This window comes from Metabacillus sp. SLBN-84 (assembly GCF_053629595.1).
In genome coordinates this window covers 1,338,278-1,353,803 of the sequence record NZ_JBRJIP010000001.1, presented here as the reverse complement: position 1 = coordinate 1,353,803, position 15,526 = coordinate 1,338,278, and the positions used below count along the sequence as shown (strand labels likewise).

Here is a 15,526-nt window from a genome sequence, read left to right as displayed (position 1 = left end):
TGCTTTTTTCTATGTGATTAAAACTTCATTAAAGTTAAGATATCGTATTTATCAAGCTTGCTGCGACCGTCAAGATAGCTGAGCTCAATCAGGAACGCAATCCCTGCAACAACTCCGCCAAGCTCCTCAACCAATTGAATCGTAGCTTCGATGGTGCCGCCTGTAGCAAGCAGATCATCTGTGATCAGAACGCGCTGACCTGGCTTGATTGCATCCTTGTGCATAGTCAGTACGTCTTTTCCGTACTCAAGTCCGTATTCAACACGGACTACTTCGCGCGGAAGTTTGCCTTCTTTGCGGACTGGTGCAAAACCTACTCCAAGGGAATAAGCAACCGGACATCCGATAATAAATCCGCGTGCTTCCGGTCCTACAATTATATCAACGTTTTGTTTGCGTGCATAGTCAACAATTTGATCTGTTGCATAGCGGTATGCATCACCGTTGTCCATCAACGTTGTAATATCTTTAAACTGGATTCCCGGCTTCGGGTAATCCGGAACAACTGTCACGTATTTCTTTAAATCCATATTAAGTTTGTCCTCCTCATGCATTGACAAGCGCCTTCGATTGTTTCATCCGATCATCAAACCACTTCTTTAAGTCCTGGTACGACGAATACAGCAGCGTATTCTCAAGCTCCAGCTGGCGGAGTTTGGCAGAATACGAAGAAGATTCGGAGAGGTCTCTTTTAGGCGGCTGATGATTGACAGAAATAATGCCATTGTCTATTGTAGCAAATTCTAAGTCAAAAAACACCTGTGACATGAAATTGATTGTTTCACTTGACCATCCTTTGTGGCGTGCAAGGGCTTCTGCGTGCTTTTTTAAGTCAAATGTTTCTTTTTGCTTCAGGAAGCCATAGTACCATTTAAAGTGGTCTCTTGTCGGAATGGTGGCGAAAAAATGATCGGTATGCTGATGAAAAACCGCATAGATGCGTTCAGGAAGCACATTTTCAAACAGTGCGTCAAGACTTTCGATGGATGTCGGGGTATCAACAAAGGTGATGTACTTGCCTTTCATTTTTTCTGCCGAACCCTCATCTTCGAGATAGACGATATTTTGCCCTGAATCCTTAAGCATAGTCAGTGTCTCTTTTTGAAAAACAAGATAAACGTTTTCTTTATCCTTCATCTTATCAAGCGTTTTATTCAGATCGCGCGATCCTCTTGCATCAAACAGCTGCCACTCGTTTACCGCAAGATCCTGAATCATGAGCTGCGGTTTTCTGAAATTGTTCCATTCATTAATGGACAATTCCCCGACAAGTGACACTTTTGCGAGCGGCGCCATGTGATCATGCAGATGCCCGAACCCGAATCCAATGCAGTCAAGCTGTTTTTGATCCTGCTCCACTGCAAGCTTTAAGTGGGTCTGGTCAGAACCGATTTTTCTCATTGACCCCACTTGTACAGATTCGAGCAAAAACAGCGGTTTTGGATTTCCCATGCCAAACGGGGCGAGCTTCGCTATTTTCTCAATCGACTCCACAGAAACGTCAGAAACACTGCATGCAGCATCAATCGTTTTTATCGGAATAAAATCTTCTTCTTTCAGCGAAGCGGAGGCCAGATTATTCAGTCTGTCTCTCAGCTGATCGACATGCTGGAGCTCAAGAGTCATGCCTGCTGCCATTGGATGACCGCCAAAGTGAGGAAGAATATCACGGCATTCTGAGAGATTGGCAAACAGATCGAAACCTGCAATGCTTCTTGCAGATCCTTTTGCCGTTCCTTTTTCAGCATCAATGCTCAGAATAATTACCGGTCTGTAGTATTTTTCCACTATTCTTGAGGCTACAATTCCTACGACACCCGAATTCCAGCCTTCTTTCGCAAGAACAAGCACAGAATGCTGATCTGTTGGGTACAGGGTCTCAACCTGTTCGATCGCCTCGTCTGTAATCTGAGAAACAATTTTCTGTCTCTCTTTGTTTAAGCCATCAATGTAGGCGGCAAGCTCTGCCGCTTCCTCACTGTCTGCAGACATCAGGAGCCGGACGGCTGGATCCGCTGTCTCAAGGCGTCCGACCGCATTGATGCGGGGACCAACCGCAAAACCGATGGTCTCCTCATTCACTTCTTTCCCGTCAGCTCCTGCTGCTTTGAGAAGTGCTTTTAATCCTGTCCGTTCTGTCCGGTTCATCTGCTGAATACCCAGTCGTGCAATAAGACGGTTTTCCCCGTGAAGCGGCACCAGGTCGGCAATTGTGCCGATAGCTGCTATCTCAAGCAGGTGTTCAGGAACACTTCCTGAAAGCGCATGGGCAAGCTTAAAAGCAACTCCTACACCCGCAAGCTCCTTAAATGCATATGTGCAGCCGGGCTGCTTCGGATGGATGATAGCATACGCATCCGGTAGGACCGGCCCCGGTTCATGATGATCCGTAATGATCAGATCGACTCCAAGCTCTTTTGCAAGAGCCGCTTCGTTGACAGCAGAAATACCTGTATCAACCGTAATAATCAGTGCATAGCCATCTTCACGGGCTTTGCGGAATGCAGGTTCATTCGGACCGTAGCCCTCTGTGAACCGGTTCGGAATATAAAAATCGGCGTTGGCTCCAAGTGAAGCAAGCGTCTCAAGCATGACGACCGTCGAGCTTACGCCGTCCGCGTCATAATCTCCGAAAATCAGAATTTTTTCCCCGCGCTCAATGGCGCTGTGGATACGCTGCACAGCTTTATCCATGCCGAGCAGTGTAAAAGGATCGAGAAAGCCGTGCTTTTCTATGTGAAGAAACTGGTCGGCCTCTTCAGCCGATTCAATTCCCCGGTTAAGCAAAAGTGAAGCTACCAGAGGCGTAAGATTCAAAGTATTCATCAAGTCATTCATTTTTTCGGGATGGTGTTCGTGAACATCCCATCTGTTCTTTGCTTTCAGCAAAAAAATCACCCCTCAACCACCCTATTATACTAGAGGCGGGATGGGGTGACAAACGAATATAAATGCCAGGTGCCGTGATTGGATTCTAATGAAGGATGAAGCTTTGCCGTGAAAGAGGGGGAGAGTTTTTTTATTTGCTTACCCTTCGGTTCTCGTTTTTCCGCTTTGCTGGGTACGATTCGATCCTTTGCTTACCCTCCACCACCTGCTTTTCGGAGTTGCTGGGTACGATTCGCTCTTTTCCTTACCCTCCACCACCTGCTTTTCGGAGTTGCTGGGTACGATTCGCTCTTTTCCTTACCCTCCACCACCTGCTTTTCGGAGTTGCTGGGTACGATTCGCTCTTTTGCTTACCCTCCACCACCCGTTTTTCGGCTCTGCTGGGTACGATTTGCTCTTTTGCTTACCCTCCACCACCCGTTTTTCCGCTTTGCTGGGTACGATTCGCTCTTTTGCTTACCCTCCACCACCTGCTTTTCGGAGTTGCTGGGTACGATTCGCTCTTTTGCTTACCCTCCACCACCTGCTTTTCGGAGTTGCTGGGTACGATTCGCTCTTTTGCTTACCCTCCACCACCCGTTTTTCCGCTTTGCTGGATACGATTCGCTCCTTTGCTTACCCTACAACTCTTGTTTTCCGGCTTTGCCGGGTACGATTTTACCTTTTAATTTGTTCCGGCGTTCTACACAAAAAACAGGCCCATCCGCCATAATAGCGGACAAGCCTGCCGTTTTCCCTGTAATTTATCAGCCGGGCAGTTCTACATCTCATCAGATGTCTGGCCAATTTGTTTTGCGCCATGAGAACTGCTTTTCGTTTCATCTGGAACGTCTTGCATCTTCAATTTTTCATTTTCACTCAGCAGCTCGGCATTTTCTTTTTCAAGAGCCTTCACTCTCCGCTGCAGGGAGAAAATTCTGGTTAGTCCGGCAGAAGCAATCATCAGGCCGCCAAGCAGAACAGAGCCTAAAATAATCAGAATCAGAGGCCATCTGGCTTCTCCAAACAGATAATCCACTTCAACCGAATCCACGTTGATGACAGCAAAAACAGCAACAATAAGTGCAAATAGGATGGCAAAAAGAAAACTCCATTGTCTTTTCATCCTGTACTCCCCCTTTCTTTCGATTCTCTTTTATACCCGGATGTTTCAGTCCGCAAAACATGCTGGCAAAGAGAATCATTTTCCCATTCTACTATGATGTCCTTTAGCATGGAAAGCATGAATGTGTTCATAGGGAAAGGGGGAACCTGCTTAAGCTTTCAGCTCCTGCATCACTGACTGCTGTCAGCTTTTAGTATACACTCGCACATGTTCCTGCTTTAGGCTCATAAAAACAATGCTTTTTAAATTGCCCCGAATGTGGCTGGCCGTACCATGTCGGAGGGCATGGCGCGTATGGATTGAAATACCAGAGGGCAAATTTAGCCGGATGATCTCTCCAGGATTCCAATGTTCTTCTGGCAAGCTTCTGTTCGGAAGATCTTGCTCTGCTGTAAAAGAGATTCCCCTTTTGAACCGCTTCAAACGAATAATTACCGCCCTGAACCTGGTAAATGACCTGCCTGATCGTTCTGACATCCTTAAAATCGAGACAATCCGCCACCGCCCGGTTAACAATGACATTGCCTACATAAAGCATTCCCTGCTTTCCTTCCCCCTCTGCTTCTGCTCTCATCATTCTCGCCACTAAATCAACGTCTGCACTTGTATATTTCACCCTTGGCATTTATATCACCCCATATTTAGTGTATGAACACCAGCCGCTTTGATGCTATTTAGGGCCTTTTCTGAAGAGGCAGCAGCACACAAAAACCGCGGAAATGATTCCGCGGTTCTAGTTAAACAATCGGTTCTTCCTGTTCCTGCACATTTTTCGCTTTGCTTTTCTTTTGGATTTCTTTCCACTTCCACATCATCCACAGCTGTGCTGCGATGAACAAGGAAGAATAGGTTCCTGAAATTAAGCCGATCAGAAGCGCGATGGAGAAGTTCCGGATGGATTCACTTCCAAAGACCATAAGCGCAATGACGCAGAATACGACGGTCAGGACCGTATTGACTGATCGCGTAAACGTCTGCTGAAGGCTTCTGTTTACAATACTCTTCAGGTCATCATATGTTTTGACCTTCGTTTTCTTATAAAGCTCTCTTATCCGGTCAAACGTAACAATTGTATCATTGATTGAATACCCCACAATCGTCAGAACAGCGGCGATAAAGGTAATATCCACTTCAAGACGCGTGATGCTAAATACTGCAATGATAAAGAAGGCATCATACAGCAGTGCAAGAACAGCAGCCACGGCCATTTTGTATTCAAACCTCAGGGAGACATAAATGATAATTCCCAAAGAGGCGATCAGCACACCGTACATGGCGTTTCTGGCAAGTTCTTTTCCTACTTCAGGCGAAACCGTGCTGATGCTCGGTTCTTTGCCGTACTTTTCATTAAAGAAATCTTTAACCTCTGCAATTTCCCCTTTGTCCAGCACGCCGGCAAATCTTGCTACAGCCGTCTGGTTCTGGTTTCCTGCAAAGACAATGTCTTTTGCTTCAAGATCGAGCGATTCAAGATCTTTCTCAACTTCTTCAGCTGTCAGTGTCTTATCGGCACCGATTTCAATGCGGGTACCGCTTGAAAAATCAATGCCAAGGTTCAGTCTGAAAATAATCAGCAGTACTAGACCCGCAGCAAGCAGGATTCCGGAAGCTGCAAAGAATTTTTTGCGGTGCTTAACAAAATCCACTTTATCAAATTTAGTCGGCGCATCCACATCTTCTGTTGATTTGCTCAAATCAATAATGTCTTTTTTGTTTACGCCGAAGTATCCAGGCTTCTTATCAAGCCATCTGCTTTCCACCAATAAACCTAGCAGCAGTCTGCTCAGGAAAACAGAGGTCAGGAAACTCATTAAAATACTGAGAATAAGACTCGTTGCAAATCCTTTGACAGCACTTGTCCCAAAAAAGAACAGCACTCCGCCTGCAAGCATCGTGGTGATATTTGCATCAAAGATTGTCGCAAACGCCCTTCTGCTGCCGGCTCTGTAAGCTGATCTGATTGACTTTCCAAGCTTGATTTCTTCTTTAATCCGTTCATAGGTAATGATATTGGCATCAACGGCCATACCCACCCCGAGAATCAATGCAGCAATACCCGGCAGTGTTAAGACGGCATTCATCCAGTCGAATACCTGCAAGACAAAGTACAGATATGTAGTAAGGGTTACAACTGCGATGACTCCAGGTAAACGATAGAAATACAGCATGAAAAGGAAAATGAACCCGATTCCGATAATACCTGCAAGAACCGTTGTCTGAAGCGCTTCTTCTCCGAACTGGGCTCCTACTGAAGTTGAGTACGTTTCAACCAGCTTAACCGGAAGTGATCCTGCATTAAGAAGATTGGCAAGATCTTTAGCTTCTTCCACAGTAAATTGACCGGTAATCGTTACGTCTGTTGTATCAAACACTTCATTGACGTTTGGATTTGAAATAAATTTCGGTGACTCTTTTGATACTTCCTCTTTATAGGAATCACCTTCAGCATAATCAAGCCAGATGACCAGCTGATTTTCATTTTGCGGCGCCATGGCAGAGATCTGCTGTGTTACCTTTTTAAATTTATCAGCATCTTTCAGCTTTACAGCAACAATCGGCTCTTGTGTTTCCGGGTCGAATGTCTGTTTAGACGCTCCCTCGACAAGGTCTGATCCGTTCATCATGACCTTGTCATTCACATCGCGGAACGTCAGCTCAGCCTGTGTGGAAAGAATCTCCCTCGCCTGATTCTGATCCTTTACTCCCGCAAGCTGCACCCTGATGCGGTTCTCGCCTTCAATTTGAATGTTCGGCTCGCTTACGCCAAGGACATTCGCTCGTTTTTGAAGGGCATTGACCGTGCTGACGAGCGCATTTCTGTCAATTTTATCCCCATCATTGGCAGGCTCAACGTCATACAGAATCTCAAACCCACCCTGCAGGTCAAGACCAAGGAGTATATTTCCTGTAGCCTTGTTCCCAAAAGCACCGATTAAACTTCCTACGCAAAGGACGAGTAAGAAAAAAACAATGATGCGTCCCTTTTTAACCATGTTGCATCCTCCTTAAGAAAACCGTTCAATATGTATTATTCTTTTGCCGTGCCTATTTGTCTGCCTTCTTCACTGTCAAACCAGCTGCCGGACTTAAACGACTCAATTGTTGCAAACGTCATAAATTCATTCGGTTTTACAGCCATAATATCAGCCACCATTTCGTGAACCATCAGCTCAGTCTTCTTTTTCCATTTTTTATTTCTCAGGTAATTCCATATCTCTGATTCTGTCACATCGCCGTAGTCAAGAATCTTAAACTCTTCTGCTTTGCTGACAAGCGCCGGTTTCACATGGTGGCGGTATTTTTCAATTTCATCCTTTTGGGTCATGGCACGCTCCTCCATTCATTATGTATGCGTGATCGGGACTTTATCAGCGGCCATGCGCGAACATCTTGTCATGCTTGGCCAATCATAGCGCATATAGTTAATTGTATATGATTAGATGCTATTTGAGAAGGCGGGGAACGTGATGTCAAAGCAAACATTTTTACAGGGGACGCTCATTTTAATAGCCGCCGGCCTGATTACCAGGGTTCTTGGATTTATGAACCGGATTGTAGTCGCCCGTTTTATCGGAGAAGAAGGCGTTGGACTCTATATGATGGCTATGCCGACACTTGTGCTGATCATCACCATAACTCAGTTTGGGCTGCCGGTGGCAATCTCAAAGCTTGTGGCAGAAGCAGAAGCGGAAGGGAATCAGAGGAAAATTAAAAAAATCCTGATTGTATCTCTTGCGGTTACCGGCACGCTGAGCCTTATATTTACACCTGCCATTATTTTGCTCGCCCCGTATTTATCAAACTCGCTCCTGACAGATCCAAGGACGCTCTATCCGCTTCTTGCCATCTCGCCGGTTGTCCCGATCATCGCTGTATCTTCCGTCCTCAGAGGATACTTTCAGGGCAAGCAGAATATGCGTCCGGCTGCGATTTCACAAGTGCTTGAGCAGGTTGTGCGAATTTCTCTTATTGCTGTCTGCACAAAAACCTTTTTGCCTTACGGAATTGAATACGCTGCTGCAGGGGCGATGGCATCAGCTGTTGCAGGAGAACTCATCTCCCTCTTGTATATGTTCTCCATGTTTAAAATGAAAAAGAAGTTCCGGATACGCCGCAAATTTTTCACTTCCCTGAAAGAAGGAAAAACAACCTTTCAGAATTTAATGAGCATCGCCCTTCCGACTACAGGAAGCCGCATGATCGGTTCGATCGCCTGGTTTTTCGAGCCGATTGTAGTGGCTCAGAGCCTTGCCATTGCAGGATTTACCGCCACAATGGCAACTAAGCAGTACGGGGAGCTGACAGGATATGCCCTGCCCCTTCTGATGCTTCCGTCATTTATTACGTATTCTCTCTCAACGGCTTTAGTCCCCGCAATCAGCGAAGCGATGGCGCAAAAGAAAATACATGTTGTTCAGCACAGGCTCCAGCAGGCCTTCAGGCTCTCTTTAGTAACCGGAGGGTTTGCCGTCGTCATTCTGTACATCTATGCAGATCCGCTCATGACAGCTATGTACGGAAGCAGCCATGCCGCGATTTTTGTCCAGGTCATGGCTCCGTTTTTTATCTTTTATTACTTTCAGGGCCCTCTCCAGGCAGTCCTGCAGGCCCTTAACCTTGCAAAGGCCGCGATGATCAACAGCTTTGTCGGATCGGCAGTAAAAACCGCCCTGATCTTCCTTTTGGCTACTAGGCCTTCTCTCGGTATTATGGGAGCAGCGCTTGCGATTGTGGCAGGCATCATGCTTGTTACCCTTCTGCATTTGGCAACGGTGATGAAAGTTATTTCCCTGACCATTAAAGTGAGTGAATATCTCAAATGCTTTTTAACGATGATCCTCTCAGGCGTTGCAGGCTATTTCTTTTTTAAGGTTCTGCCCCTCGGTTTGGGCATGAATCTGATGATTTCGGTTTGCTTTACTTTTTCTGTATACTGCATCCTTCTTGCAGCCTTCAGGCTTGTATTGAAGGACGATGTCGGCAGACTTCCGTTTATCGGCGGTCATCTTTCAAAATTTGTGCCGCGATAATGCCTACTTGTCATCAATTAGATCTATAAAAAAAGTTTGTTTGTTGTGGGTGCAAAGAGAAATATTCTTCACATCAAAGTACCCGAGCTTTCTCAGCTGCTGTCTCAGCCATAAATTCGTTTTGCCGATCCGGTACAAATTTTCCTCCTGGATTAATCCGTCCACAATAAGCGGCAGCTGAAGCTCCTGATGCTCGCTGCCATTTTCTTTTTTTATAACTGACAGTTTGCCTGAAGGTTCGAGAATCGCAAAATCAACTTCACTTATGTCATTTACATCCTTTTCTCTAAGCTGAGTCATGAGGTCATCAAAATTGTAGCGCTGGGTTTTCATTGCACGCTCATTGATTTTCCCTCTGTCAATGATGATGGTCGGCTTTCCGTCTATCAGTGCACGCACTTTCTGGTTCTTCAGTGAAAAGTAGGCAAGACTGATCTGGATCAAAAGAAGCAGAAACATTGGAATAATCGTATGAATCAGGGGATCATTCGTATTTTCAATCGCCATGACTGCCATTTCCGCAATCATCAGAAAGACCACAAGATCCAATAAGCTGAGTTCCCCGATTTCACGTTTGCCCATCAATCTGAAAATAATCAGAATAAGAATGTACAGAAAAATGGTGCGTCCGATGATTATGAAATGCACTTCCATTTTTTTTTGCCCCCTTGCTGCATCGATACGTTTATTTTGAACGGATAAACCTTTTTCATGTAGAACAATTTCGATTCTATTTTTGCTTCATGTGAATAGGATGGTAGTAAGACGAGCGAAAACAAGCTAAGGAACAGAGGGGGAGATTGGAATTAATACGCGCAGATGGGGAAAAGCCATCATGTATGGCTTATCAAGTATTTTAATCGCAGCACTTGCTGTAAGCTTATTATTTTCTCTGCTGCTTAAATTCACTTCATTAACAGAGGATTCCATTAAGTGGGTTATTTTAGGCCTCTCATTTCTGGCTGTCTTTATAGGGGGATTTATAGCGGGCGGAAAAGGCAAAGAACGGGGATGGCTCGTTGGAGGCACAACAGCACTCCTTTACACGCTGATCATTTTTTTCTTTCAGTTTTTGGGCTACGGCAAGACGTTTACGATGGAGCAGACGATGTATCACGGGGGATTTCTTGCCATCGCCATGCTTGGCGGCGTGATGGGAGTCAACTTGTCAGGGTCCAAATAGGAAAAACAAAAGAAGCGCCCGCGGGCGCTTCTTTTGCTTTTGCCGTATGTATTAGGCTTTTTCCATTGAGATGCCTTTTTGTTCAACAACATCGCGGATTGCGCGGCGGTCAAATGTCAGACGGGATCCGTCTCCTGCTTTGATGACAACTTTTTCTTCATCGATTGAATCAACGATGCCGTGCATTCCGCCGATTGTAACGACTTTGTCGCCTTTAGACAGACTGTCCTGCATTTCACGCACTTTTTTCTGCTGCTTCTGCTGCGGACGAATCAGCAAAAAGTAAAAAATCGCAAACATCAGAATCAGCGGTCCAACTGTAGTCAATAGTTCCATTTTTTTCACCCCTTTCAAATATGGCAGCTGCCAAGAGATACCGTATCTATGAAGCTGCCTGCAGGGCAGGCAGCCGAACTAATTAGAAGTTTTTCGCGTTTGGTTTATTGAACCCGTACTGCTCGAAGAATTCATCTCTGAAATCCCCGAGGCGGTCTTCGCGGATTGCCTGTCTTACCTGCTCCATTAAGTTTAACAGAAAATGAAGGTTATGGTAAGAAGTTAATCGGATGCCGAATGTTTCATCGCACTTCATGAGATGGCGGATATAGGCGCGGCTGTAATTGCGGCACGTATAGCAATCGCAATTCTCGTCAATCGGACCGTAATCACGGGCAAATGCTGCATTTTTGACGACCAGGCGGCCTTTGCTTGTCATAAGGGTTCCGTTACGCGCAATGCGTGTCGGGAGCACACAGTCAAACATATCAATGCCTCTCACTGCCCCGTCAATCAGTGAATCAGGAGATCCTACGCCCATCAAATAGCGCGGTTTATCAGAAGGCAGCAGCGGTGTTGTAAACTCAAGCACGCGGTTCATCACATCTTTAGGCTCTCCGACTGAAAGCCCGCCGACTGCGTAACCAGGGAAATCCATTGAAATCAGATCTCTTGCACTCTGTTTTCTGAGCTCCTCATATTCTCCGCCCTGAACGATTCCGAATAGACCCTGATCGTTTGGACGTTCATGTGCAGTCAGACAGCGCTCTGCCCATCTGCTTGTCCGCTCAACAGATTTTTTCATGTAATCATACTCTGCCGGGAACGGAGGGCATTCATCAAATGCCATCATAATATCTGAGCCGAGGTCATTTTGAATCTGCATCGCTTTTTCCGGAGACAGGAAAAGCTTGTCTCCATTCAGATGGTTTCTGAAGTGGACGCCTTCTTCTTCGATCTTTCGGAATTCACTTAAACTGAATACCTGGAAACCGCCTGAATCCGTCAAAATGGCACGGTCCCAGTTCATAAATTTATGAAGGCCGCCCGCTTCTTTGACAATTTCATTTCCGGGACGAAGCCATAAATGATACGTATTGCTTAAAATAATGCCTGCTCCCATTTGAACAAGCTCTTCCGGAGACATTGTTTTAACCGTCGCAAGCGTTCCCACCGGCATAAAAACAGGCGTTTCAAATGACCCGTGCGGTGTATGAACCCGTCCGAGCCTTGCTCCTGTCTGCTTGCACGTTTTAATTAATTCATAGCGAATTGGTGGATATGACACCTTTTTTCCTCCTTCAAGGCAGTATTTCTAGATGATCAGCATGGCATCGCCAAAGCTGAAGAAACGGTATTTTTCCTTAACAGCCGTTTCGTAGGCATGCATGACGTGCTCCCTTGTTGCAAGAGCACTGACGAGCATAATCAGGGACGATTTCGGCAAATGGAAATTGGTCACCATGCCGTCGATTGCCTTGAATTCATAGCCCGGGTAAATGAAGATATTGGTCCAGCCGCTGTCTTCCTTAAATGTACCGTTATTTGCCGACGCGATTGTTTCAAGGGTGCGGGTCGACGTCGTTCCGACAGAGATAATCCGTCCGCCTTTTTCCCTGACCTGATTAAGCAGCTGTGCTGTGCCTGCGCTCATCTGATAAAACTCGGCATGCATTTCGTGCTCTTCCACTACGTCAGCGCTAACCGGGCGGAATGTACCGAGGCCGACATGCAGTGTAATAAACGCAAGATGGACTCCTTTTTCTTTCAGAGCTTCAAGAATCTGTTCGGTAAAATGAAGACCGGCCGTCGGGGCTGCAGCAGACCCGACCTCTCTTGAGAATACCGTCTGATAACGCTCCTGATCATCAAGCTGTTCTTTAATGTACGGCGGCAGCGGCATTTTACCGAGAGAGTCAAGCGCCTCATAAAAAATACCTTCGTACTTGAACTCAAGCATTCTGCCACCGTGATCGGCCTCTCCTGTGCAGACCGCACGCAAAATGCCGTCGCCAAATACGATTTCAGTTCCGACTTTCACGCGTTTGGCAGGCTTTGCAAGAACTTCCCATACATCTCCCTGTTCCTGTTTTAGCAAGAGCAGTTCAATTTTTGCGCCTGTATCTTTTTTCTCGCCAATGAGTCTTGCAGGCAGAACACGTGTGTTGTTCAAAACAAGACAGTCGCCTTCCTGAAAATAATCAATAATCGATTTGAACTGGGCATGTTCCACCGATCCGGATTCTTTATCAAGCACCATCAGTCTTGACGCGTCCCGCTCGAGCAGAGGAACCTGCGCGATCAATTCTTCAGGCAAATCAAAATCAAACAAATCTACTTTCATCATTTTTCACCTTTTCCGTTATGCAAATCTCTATTGTTTCGGAACTTCCATTTGAAAGTGATGATAAACAGCATCTGTTACCATTCTTCCCCTTGGAGTCCGTTGTATAAAACCAATCTGCAAAAGATATGGTTCGTATACATCTTCAATTGTGTGCGATTCTTCGCCTATTGTAGCAGAAATCGTGTCGAGTCCCACGGGTCCGCCTTTAAATTTTTCAATAATGCCCATCAGCAGCTTGTGATCGATATGATCAAGGCCAAGTCTGTCGACTTGCAGCCTTTCAAGCGCTTCATTTGCGAGGCTGCCTGTAATGGCCGGTTTTCCGAGAACCTGCGCAAAGTCTCTTACCCTCCTGAGCAGCCTGTTGGCTATCCTCGGAGTCCCGCGTGACCGGCGCGCCAGTTCGAGTGATGCTTCTTTTTCGAGGCCAATGCCAAGAATATCTCCTGTCCGCTCGGCAATCAGGGAGAGCTGCTCTTCATTGTAGTACTCAAGACGGCTCAAAACACCGAAACGGTCCCTGAGGGGTGCAGTCAGCAGCCCGACTCTTGTTGTCGCTCCAATGAGCGTAAACGGAGGCAGATCAAGGCGCACGGACCTGGCTTGCGGTCCTTTTCCAATGACAATATCAAGACAGAAATCTTCCATTGCAGGATACAGCACTTCTTCAATGGAACGCTGAAGGCGGTGGATTTCATCAATAAATAAAACATCACCGGGTTCGAGGGCGGTCAGAATGGCGGCAAGGTCGCCCGGCCTTTCAATGGCCGGTCCTGAAGTCGTTCTGATATTGACGCCCATTTCATTTGCAATGATGGTGGCAAGGGTCGTTTTGCCAAGCCCTGGAGGCCCGTAAAGAAGCACGTGGTCCAGTGTTTCGCTTCTCATCTTTGCTGCTTCGATAAAAACCTTTAGATTATCCTTTACTTTATCCTGCCCAATGTACTGCGATAAAGTCCTAGGTCTAAGGGAGAGCTCAAGAGCTCCTTCATCAAGCTCCGCTTCGCCGGAAACAAGACGTTCGTCCATAAATGATCACCTTACTTTAATAGCTTTTGCAACGCTTTTTTCACATACTGGTCTGTGGAAAGCTCCTCTTCCATCAGAGCAGGAACAACTTTGCTGATTTCCCGTTCTGCATAGCCGAGAACTTTCAGGGCTTCAAGTGCTTCACTCAGTGATTTGGAGGCTGTTTCTGATGCAGCATGCTCTTCATGGGTAAACAGGTCCGGCGCAAGTTCGCCTGCAATATCTCCAAGCTTCCCTTTCAAGTCAAGGATGATCTGCCTTGCCGTCTTTTTGCCCACGCCGGGAAATTTCACGAGGAATTTTTCATCCTCACTCTCAATGGCTCCGACTACTTGTGACGGATTCCCGGAAGCAAGTATCGCGAGAGCTCCTTTAGGACCGATGCCTGTCACATTTAAAAGCTTCATAAATAAGGCTTTTTCTTCTCTTGTATGAAAACCGTACAGCGCGAGGATATCTTCTCTGACATGCTGATACGTATAAATCGTCACTTCCGAGGAACGGCTGCGCTGGTAGCTGAATGGGTTAGGAGTGTGAACCTGATAGCCAATGCCCCCGCGGTCAATCACTACATACTCGGGAGTCACCAGATCAATGGTTCCTTTTATAAATTCGATCAAACTTTTCACCTCTTTATAACTGTACCTCATTGTAACATACTTTTTTTCTCTGCCTGTAGTATTAAACAGCGGATTTTGCCTAAACAAAACAAAAAAATGCACCCGTTCAAAAAGATCGGGCACATAAGACAGCTTCAGTTCGCCTCTGCAGGCGACGAGTAGGCTTTATATGATTGAATGACTTTTAAGTAATGGTCTTTCGACTGGATGCGAATGCCGTGTCTCAGCTCGTCATGTTTCCTGGTCTCGAGCTTCCCAACATCAATCTGAAAGAAGGAATGGATGATCTCCGAAGCATCATCAGGCTTGCCGTTGAAAATAGAGAACACCCCTTCTGATGAAAGGCCGAAATACCCGTTTGCTTTTAACAATGGGGAGATATCATCAACTTCTTTTTGAAAAATGATCTGATTATCATCCTGATCGACAAGCTGCCAGCCTTCATACTTAGCCCAGAAATCTTCCATTGCAAGAATGGTTTCTGTTTTAACCTCTTCGCTGATCTCCCCGTCCAGGTAGATCCTTTCAAGAACCACTGTCACAGTCAGGGGACCGCTGACTTCATAGGCCTGATCGTCATTGCCGGCTGCATCGTACGGTTCATGCACAGCAGGAAAAGAAAGAAAAAAGATTCCAATGAACGCTATTGCAGCTGTAAACAGGAAACGATGAGATGACATCATTTTTTACACCCCAATCCATTTACCGTTCTGGTAAAGAAATATTGATTCGTTATTAGTTTGACCATAATTAGAAGGATTAACCATAGAAAAGCGGAATCAGCCGTTTAGCTCCAATAGGCAGATAAGAAATCACCGAAAAAGTCCGCTTTTGACTTTTTTGGGGATTTTGTTCTGACAGAGGAGTTGGCTGATGGAGCTGGACACCATAGAAAAGCGGAATCGGCCGTTTAGCTCCGGGAGTCAGATAAGGATTCGGCAGAAAAGGCGCTTTTTGCCTTTACTGCCGAATCTGTTCTGGCAGAGGAGTTGGCTGATGGAGCTGGACACCAGAAAAGCTGGATAAGAAATTACACCAATGGCAAGA

At 46.0% G+C, this 15,526-nt stretch carries 15 protein-coding genes; 2 read left to right on the top strand and 13 right to left on the bottom strand.

All coding sequences use genetic code 11. The features are described from left to right. Nucleotides 1-17 precede the first annotated feature (17 nt). The 6 genes from RKD52_RS06635 to RKD52_RS06610 form a co-directional block, all read right to left on the bottom strand. Nucleotides 18-530, bottom strand: coding sequence for an adenine phosphoribosyltransferase (locus RKD52_RS06635; RefSeq protein WP_454099123.1), 513 nt, complete (start codon nt 528-530; stop codon nt 18-20). 16 nt (nt 531-546) lie between these two features. Beyond that, on the bottom strand, nt 547-2,889 hold the full coding sequence (gene recJ / locus RKD52_RS06630) for a single-stranded-DNA-specific exonuclease RecJ (RefSeq protein ID WP_454099122.1): 2,343 nt from the start codon (nt 2,887-2,889) through the stop codon (nt 547-549). Between the two features lie 760 nt (nt 2,890-3,649). Next, a complete protein-coding gene (locus RKD52_RS06625; protein ID WP_454099121.1) occupies nt 3,650-3,994 on the bottom strand; it encodes a LapA family protein in 345 nt (114 codons plus the stop codon). A gap of 190 nt (nt 3,995-4,184) precedes the next feature. After that, nucleotides 4,185-4,619 (bottom strand): cell wall hydrolase, encoded by a 435-nt coding sequence (locus RKD52_RS06620; protein ID WP_454099120.1) that lies wholly within the window; start codon nt 4,617-4,619, stop codon nt 4,185-4,187. Between the two features lie 112 nt (nt 4,620-4,731). Next, entirely contained in the window at nt 4,732-6,987 is a 2,256-nt protein-coding gene (gene secDF / locus RKD52_RS06615; RefSeq protein ID WP_454099119.1) for a protein translocase subunit SecDF, read from the bottom strand. A gap of 35 nt (nt 6,988-7,022) precedes the next feature. Then, nucleotides 7,023-7,319, bottom strand: coding sequence for a post-transcriptional regulator (locus RKD52_RS06610; RefSeq protein ID WP_454099118.1), 297 nt, complete (start codon nt 7,317-7,319; stop codon nt 7,023-7,025). A gap of 142 nt (nt 7,320-7,461) precedes the next feature. Here RKD52_RS06610 and spoVB point away from each other — a divergent pair, with 142 nt between their 5' ends. Then, a complete protein-coding gene (gene spoVB, locus RKD52_RS06605) occupies nt 7,462-9,024 on the top strand; it encodes a stage V sporulation protein B (RefSeq protein WP_454099117.1) in 1,563 nt (520 codons plus the stop codon). A gap of 3 nt (nt 9,025-9,027) precedes the next feature. Here the strand turns inward: spoVB and RKD52_RS06600 are convergent, their stop codons facing one another. After that, nucleotides 9,028-9,678 (bottom strand): DUF421 domain-containing protein, encoded by a 651-nt coding sequence (locus tag RKD52_RS06600; protein WP_454099116.1) that lies wholly within the window; start codon nt 9,676-9,678, stop codon nt 9,028-9,030. Between the two features lie 181 nt (nt 9,679-9,859). Here RKD52_RS06600 and RKD52_RS06595 point away from each other — a divergent pair, with 181 nt between their 5' ends. After that, nucleotides 9,860-10,207, top strand: a complete 348-nt coding sequence (locus RKD52_RS06595) for a TIGR04086 family membrane protein (RefSeq protein ID WP_369734752.1) — start codon at nt 9,860-9,862, stop codon at nt 10,205-10,207. A gap of 51 nt (nt 10,208-10,258) precedes the next feature. Here the strand turns inward: RKD52_RS06595 and yajC are convergent, their stop codons facing one another. From yajC to RKD52_RS06565, 6 genes are all read right to left on the bottom strand, one after another. Next, a complete protein-coding gene (gene yajC, locus RKD52_RS06590; RefSeq protein WP_282033011.1) occupies nt 10,259-10,543 on the bottom strand; it encodes a preprotein translocase subunit YajC in 285 nt (94 codons plus the stop codon). A gap of 82 nt (nt 10,544-10,625) precedes the next feature. After that, nucleotides 10,626-11,771 carry a tRNA guanosine(34) transglycosylase Tgt gene (gene tgt / locus RKD52_RS06585; RefSeq protein ID WP_029279418.1) on the bottom strand — a complete coding sequence of 382 codons (1,146 nt, stop codon included), beginning with the start codon at nt 11,769-11,771 and terminating at the stop codon, nt 10,626-10,628. A 27-nt stretch (nt 11,772-11,798) separates the two neighbouring features. Next, complete coding sequence (gene queA, locus RKD52_RS06580) at nt 11,799-12,827, bottom strand: tRNA preQ1(34) S-adenosylmethionine ribosyltransferase-isomerase QueA (protein ID WP_454101153.1); 1,029 nt, start codon at nt 12,825-12,827, stop codon at nt 11,799-11,801. Nucleotides 12,828-12,857: 30 nt separating this feature from the next. Then, on the bottom strand, nt 12,858-13,859 hold the full coding sequence (gene ruvB / locus RKD52_RS06575; RefSeq protein ID WP_369734749.1) for a Holliday junction branch migration DNA helicase RuvB: 1,002 nt from the start codon (nt 13,857-13,859) through the stop codon (nt 12,858-12,860). 11 nt (nt 13,860-13,870) lie between these two features. Continuing rightward, entirely contained in the window at nt 13,871-14,479 is a 609-nt protein-coding gene (gene ruvA / locus RKD52_RS06570) for a Holliday junction branch migration protein RuvA (RefSeq protein WP_369734747.1), read from the bottom strand. A 134-nt stretch (nt 14,480-14,613) separates the two neighbouring features. Then, on the bottom strand, nt 14,614-15,162 hold the full coding sequence (locus tag RKD52_RS06565) for a BofC C-terminal domain-containing protein (RefSeq protein WP_369734745.1): 549 nt from the start codon (nt 15,160-15,162) through the stop codon (nt 14,614-14,616). Nucleotides 15,163-15,526 lie beyond the last annotated feature (364 nt).

Excerpts from the sequence above, each read along its gene's own strand:
- RKD52_RS06595 (WP_369734752.1), top strand. The coding sequence starts at position 9,860 with ATGTATGGCTTATCAAGTATTTTAATCGCAGCACTTGCTGTAAGCTTA.
- RKD52_RS06600 (WP_454099116.1), bottom strand. The coding sequence starts at position 9,678 with ATGGAAGTGCATTTCATAATCATCGGACGCACCATTTTTCTGTACATT.
- yajC (WP_282033011.1), bottom strand. The coding sequence starts at position 10,543 with ATGGAACTATTGACTACAGTTGGACCGCTGATTCTGATGTTTGCGATT.
- RKD52_RS06610 (WP_454099118.1), bottom strand. The coding sequence starts at position 7,319 with ATGACCCAAAAGGATGAAATTGAAAAATACCGCCACCATGTGAAACCG.
- RKD52_RS06620 (WP_454099120.1), bottom strand. The coding sequence starts at position 4,619 with ATGCCAAGGGTGAAATATACAAGTGCAGACGTTGATTTAGTGGCGAGA.
- secDF (WP_454099119.1), bottom strand. The coding sequence starts at position 6,987 with ATGGTTAAAAAGGGACGCATCATTGTTTTTTTCTTACTCGTCCTTTGC.
- RKD52_RS06635 (WP_454099123.1), bottom strand. The coding sequence starts at position 530 with ATGGATTTAAAGAAATACGTGACAGTTGTTCCGGATTACCCGAAGCCG.
- ruvB (WP_369734749.1), bottom strand. The coding sequence starts at position 13,859 with ATGGACGAACGTCTTGTTTCCGGCGAAGCGGAGCTTGATGAAGGAGCT.
- RKD52_RS06565 (WP_369734745.1), bottom strand. The coding sequence starts at position 15,162 with ATGATGTCATCTCATCGTTTCCTGTTTACAGCTGCAATAGCGTTCATT.
- RKD52_RS06625 (WP_454099121.1), bottom strand. The coding sequence starts at position 3,994 with ATGAAAAGACAATGGAGTTTTCTTTTTGCCATCCTATTTGCACTTATT.
- spoVB (WP_454099117.1), top strand. The coding sequence starts at position 7,462 with ATGTCAAAGCAAACATTTTTACAGGGGACGCTCATTTTAATAGCCGCC.
- queA (WP_454101153.1), bottom strand. The coding sequence starts at position 12,827 with ATGAAAGTAGATTTGTTTGATTTTGATTTGCCTGAAGAATTGATCGCG.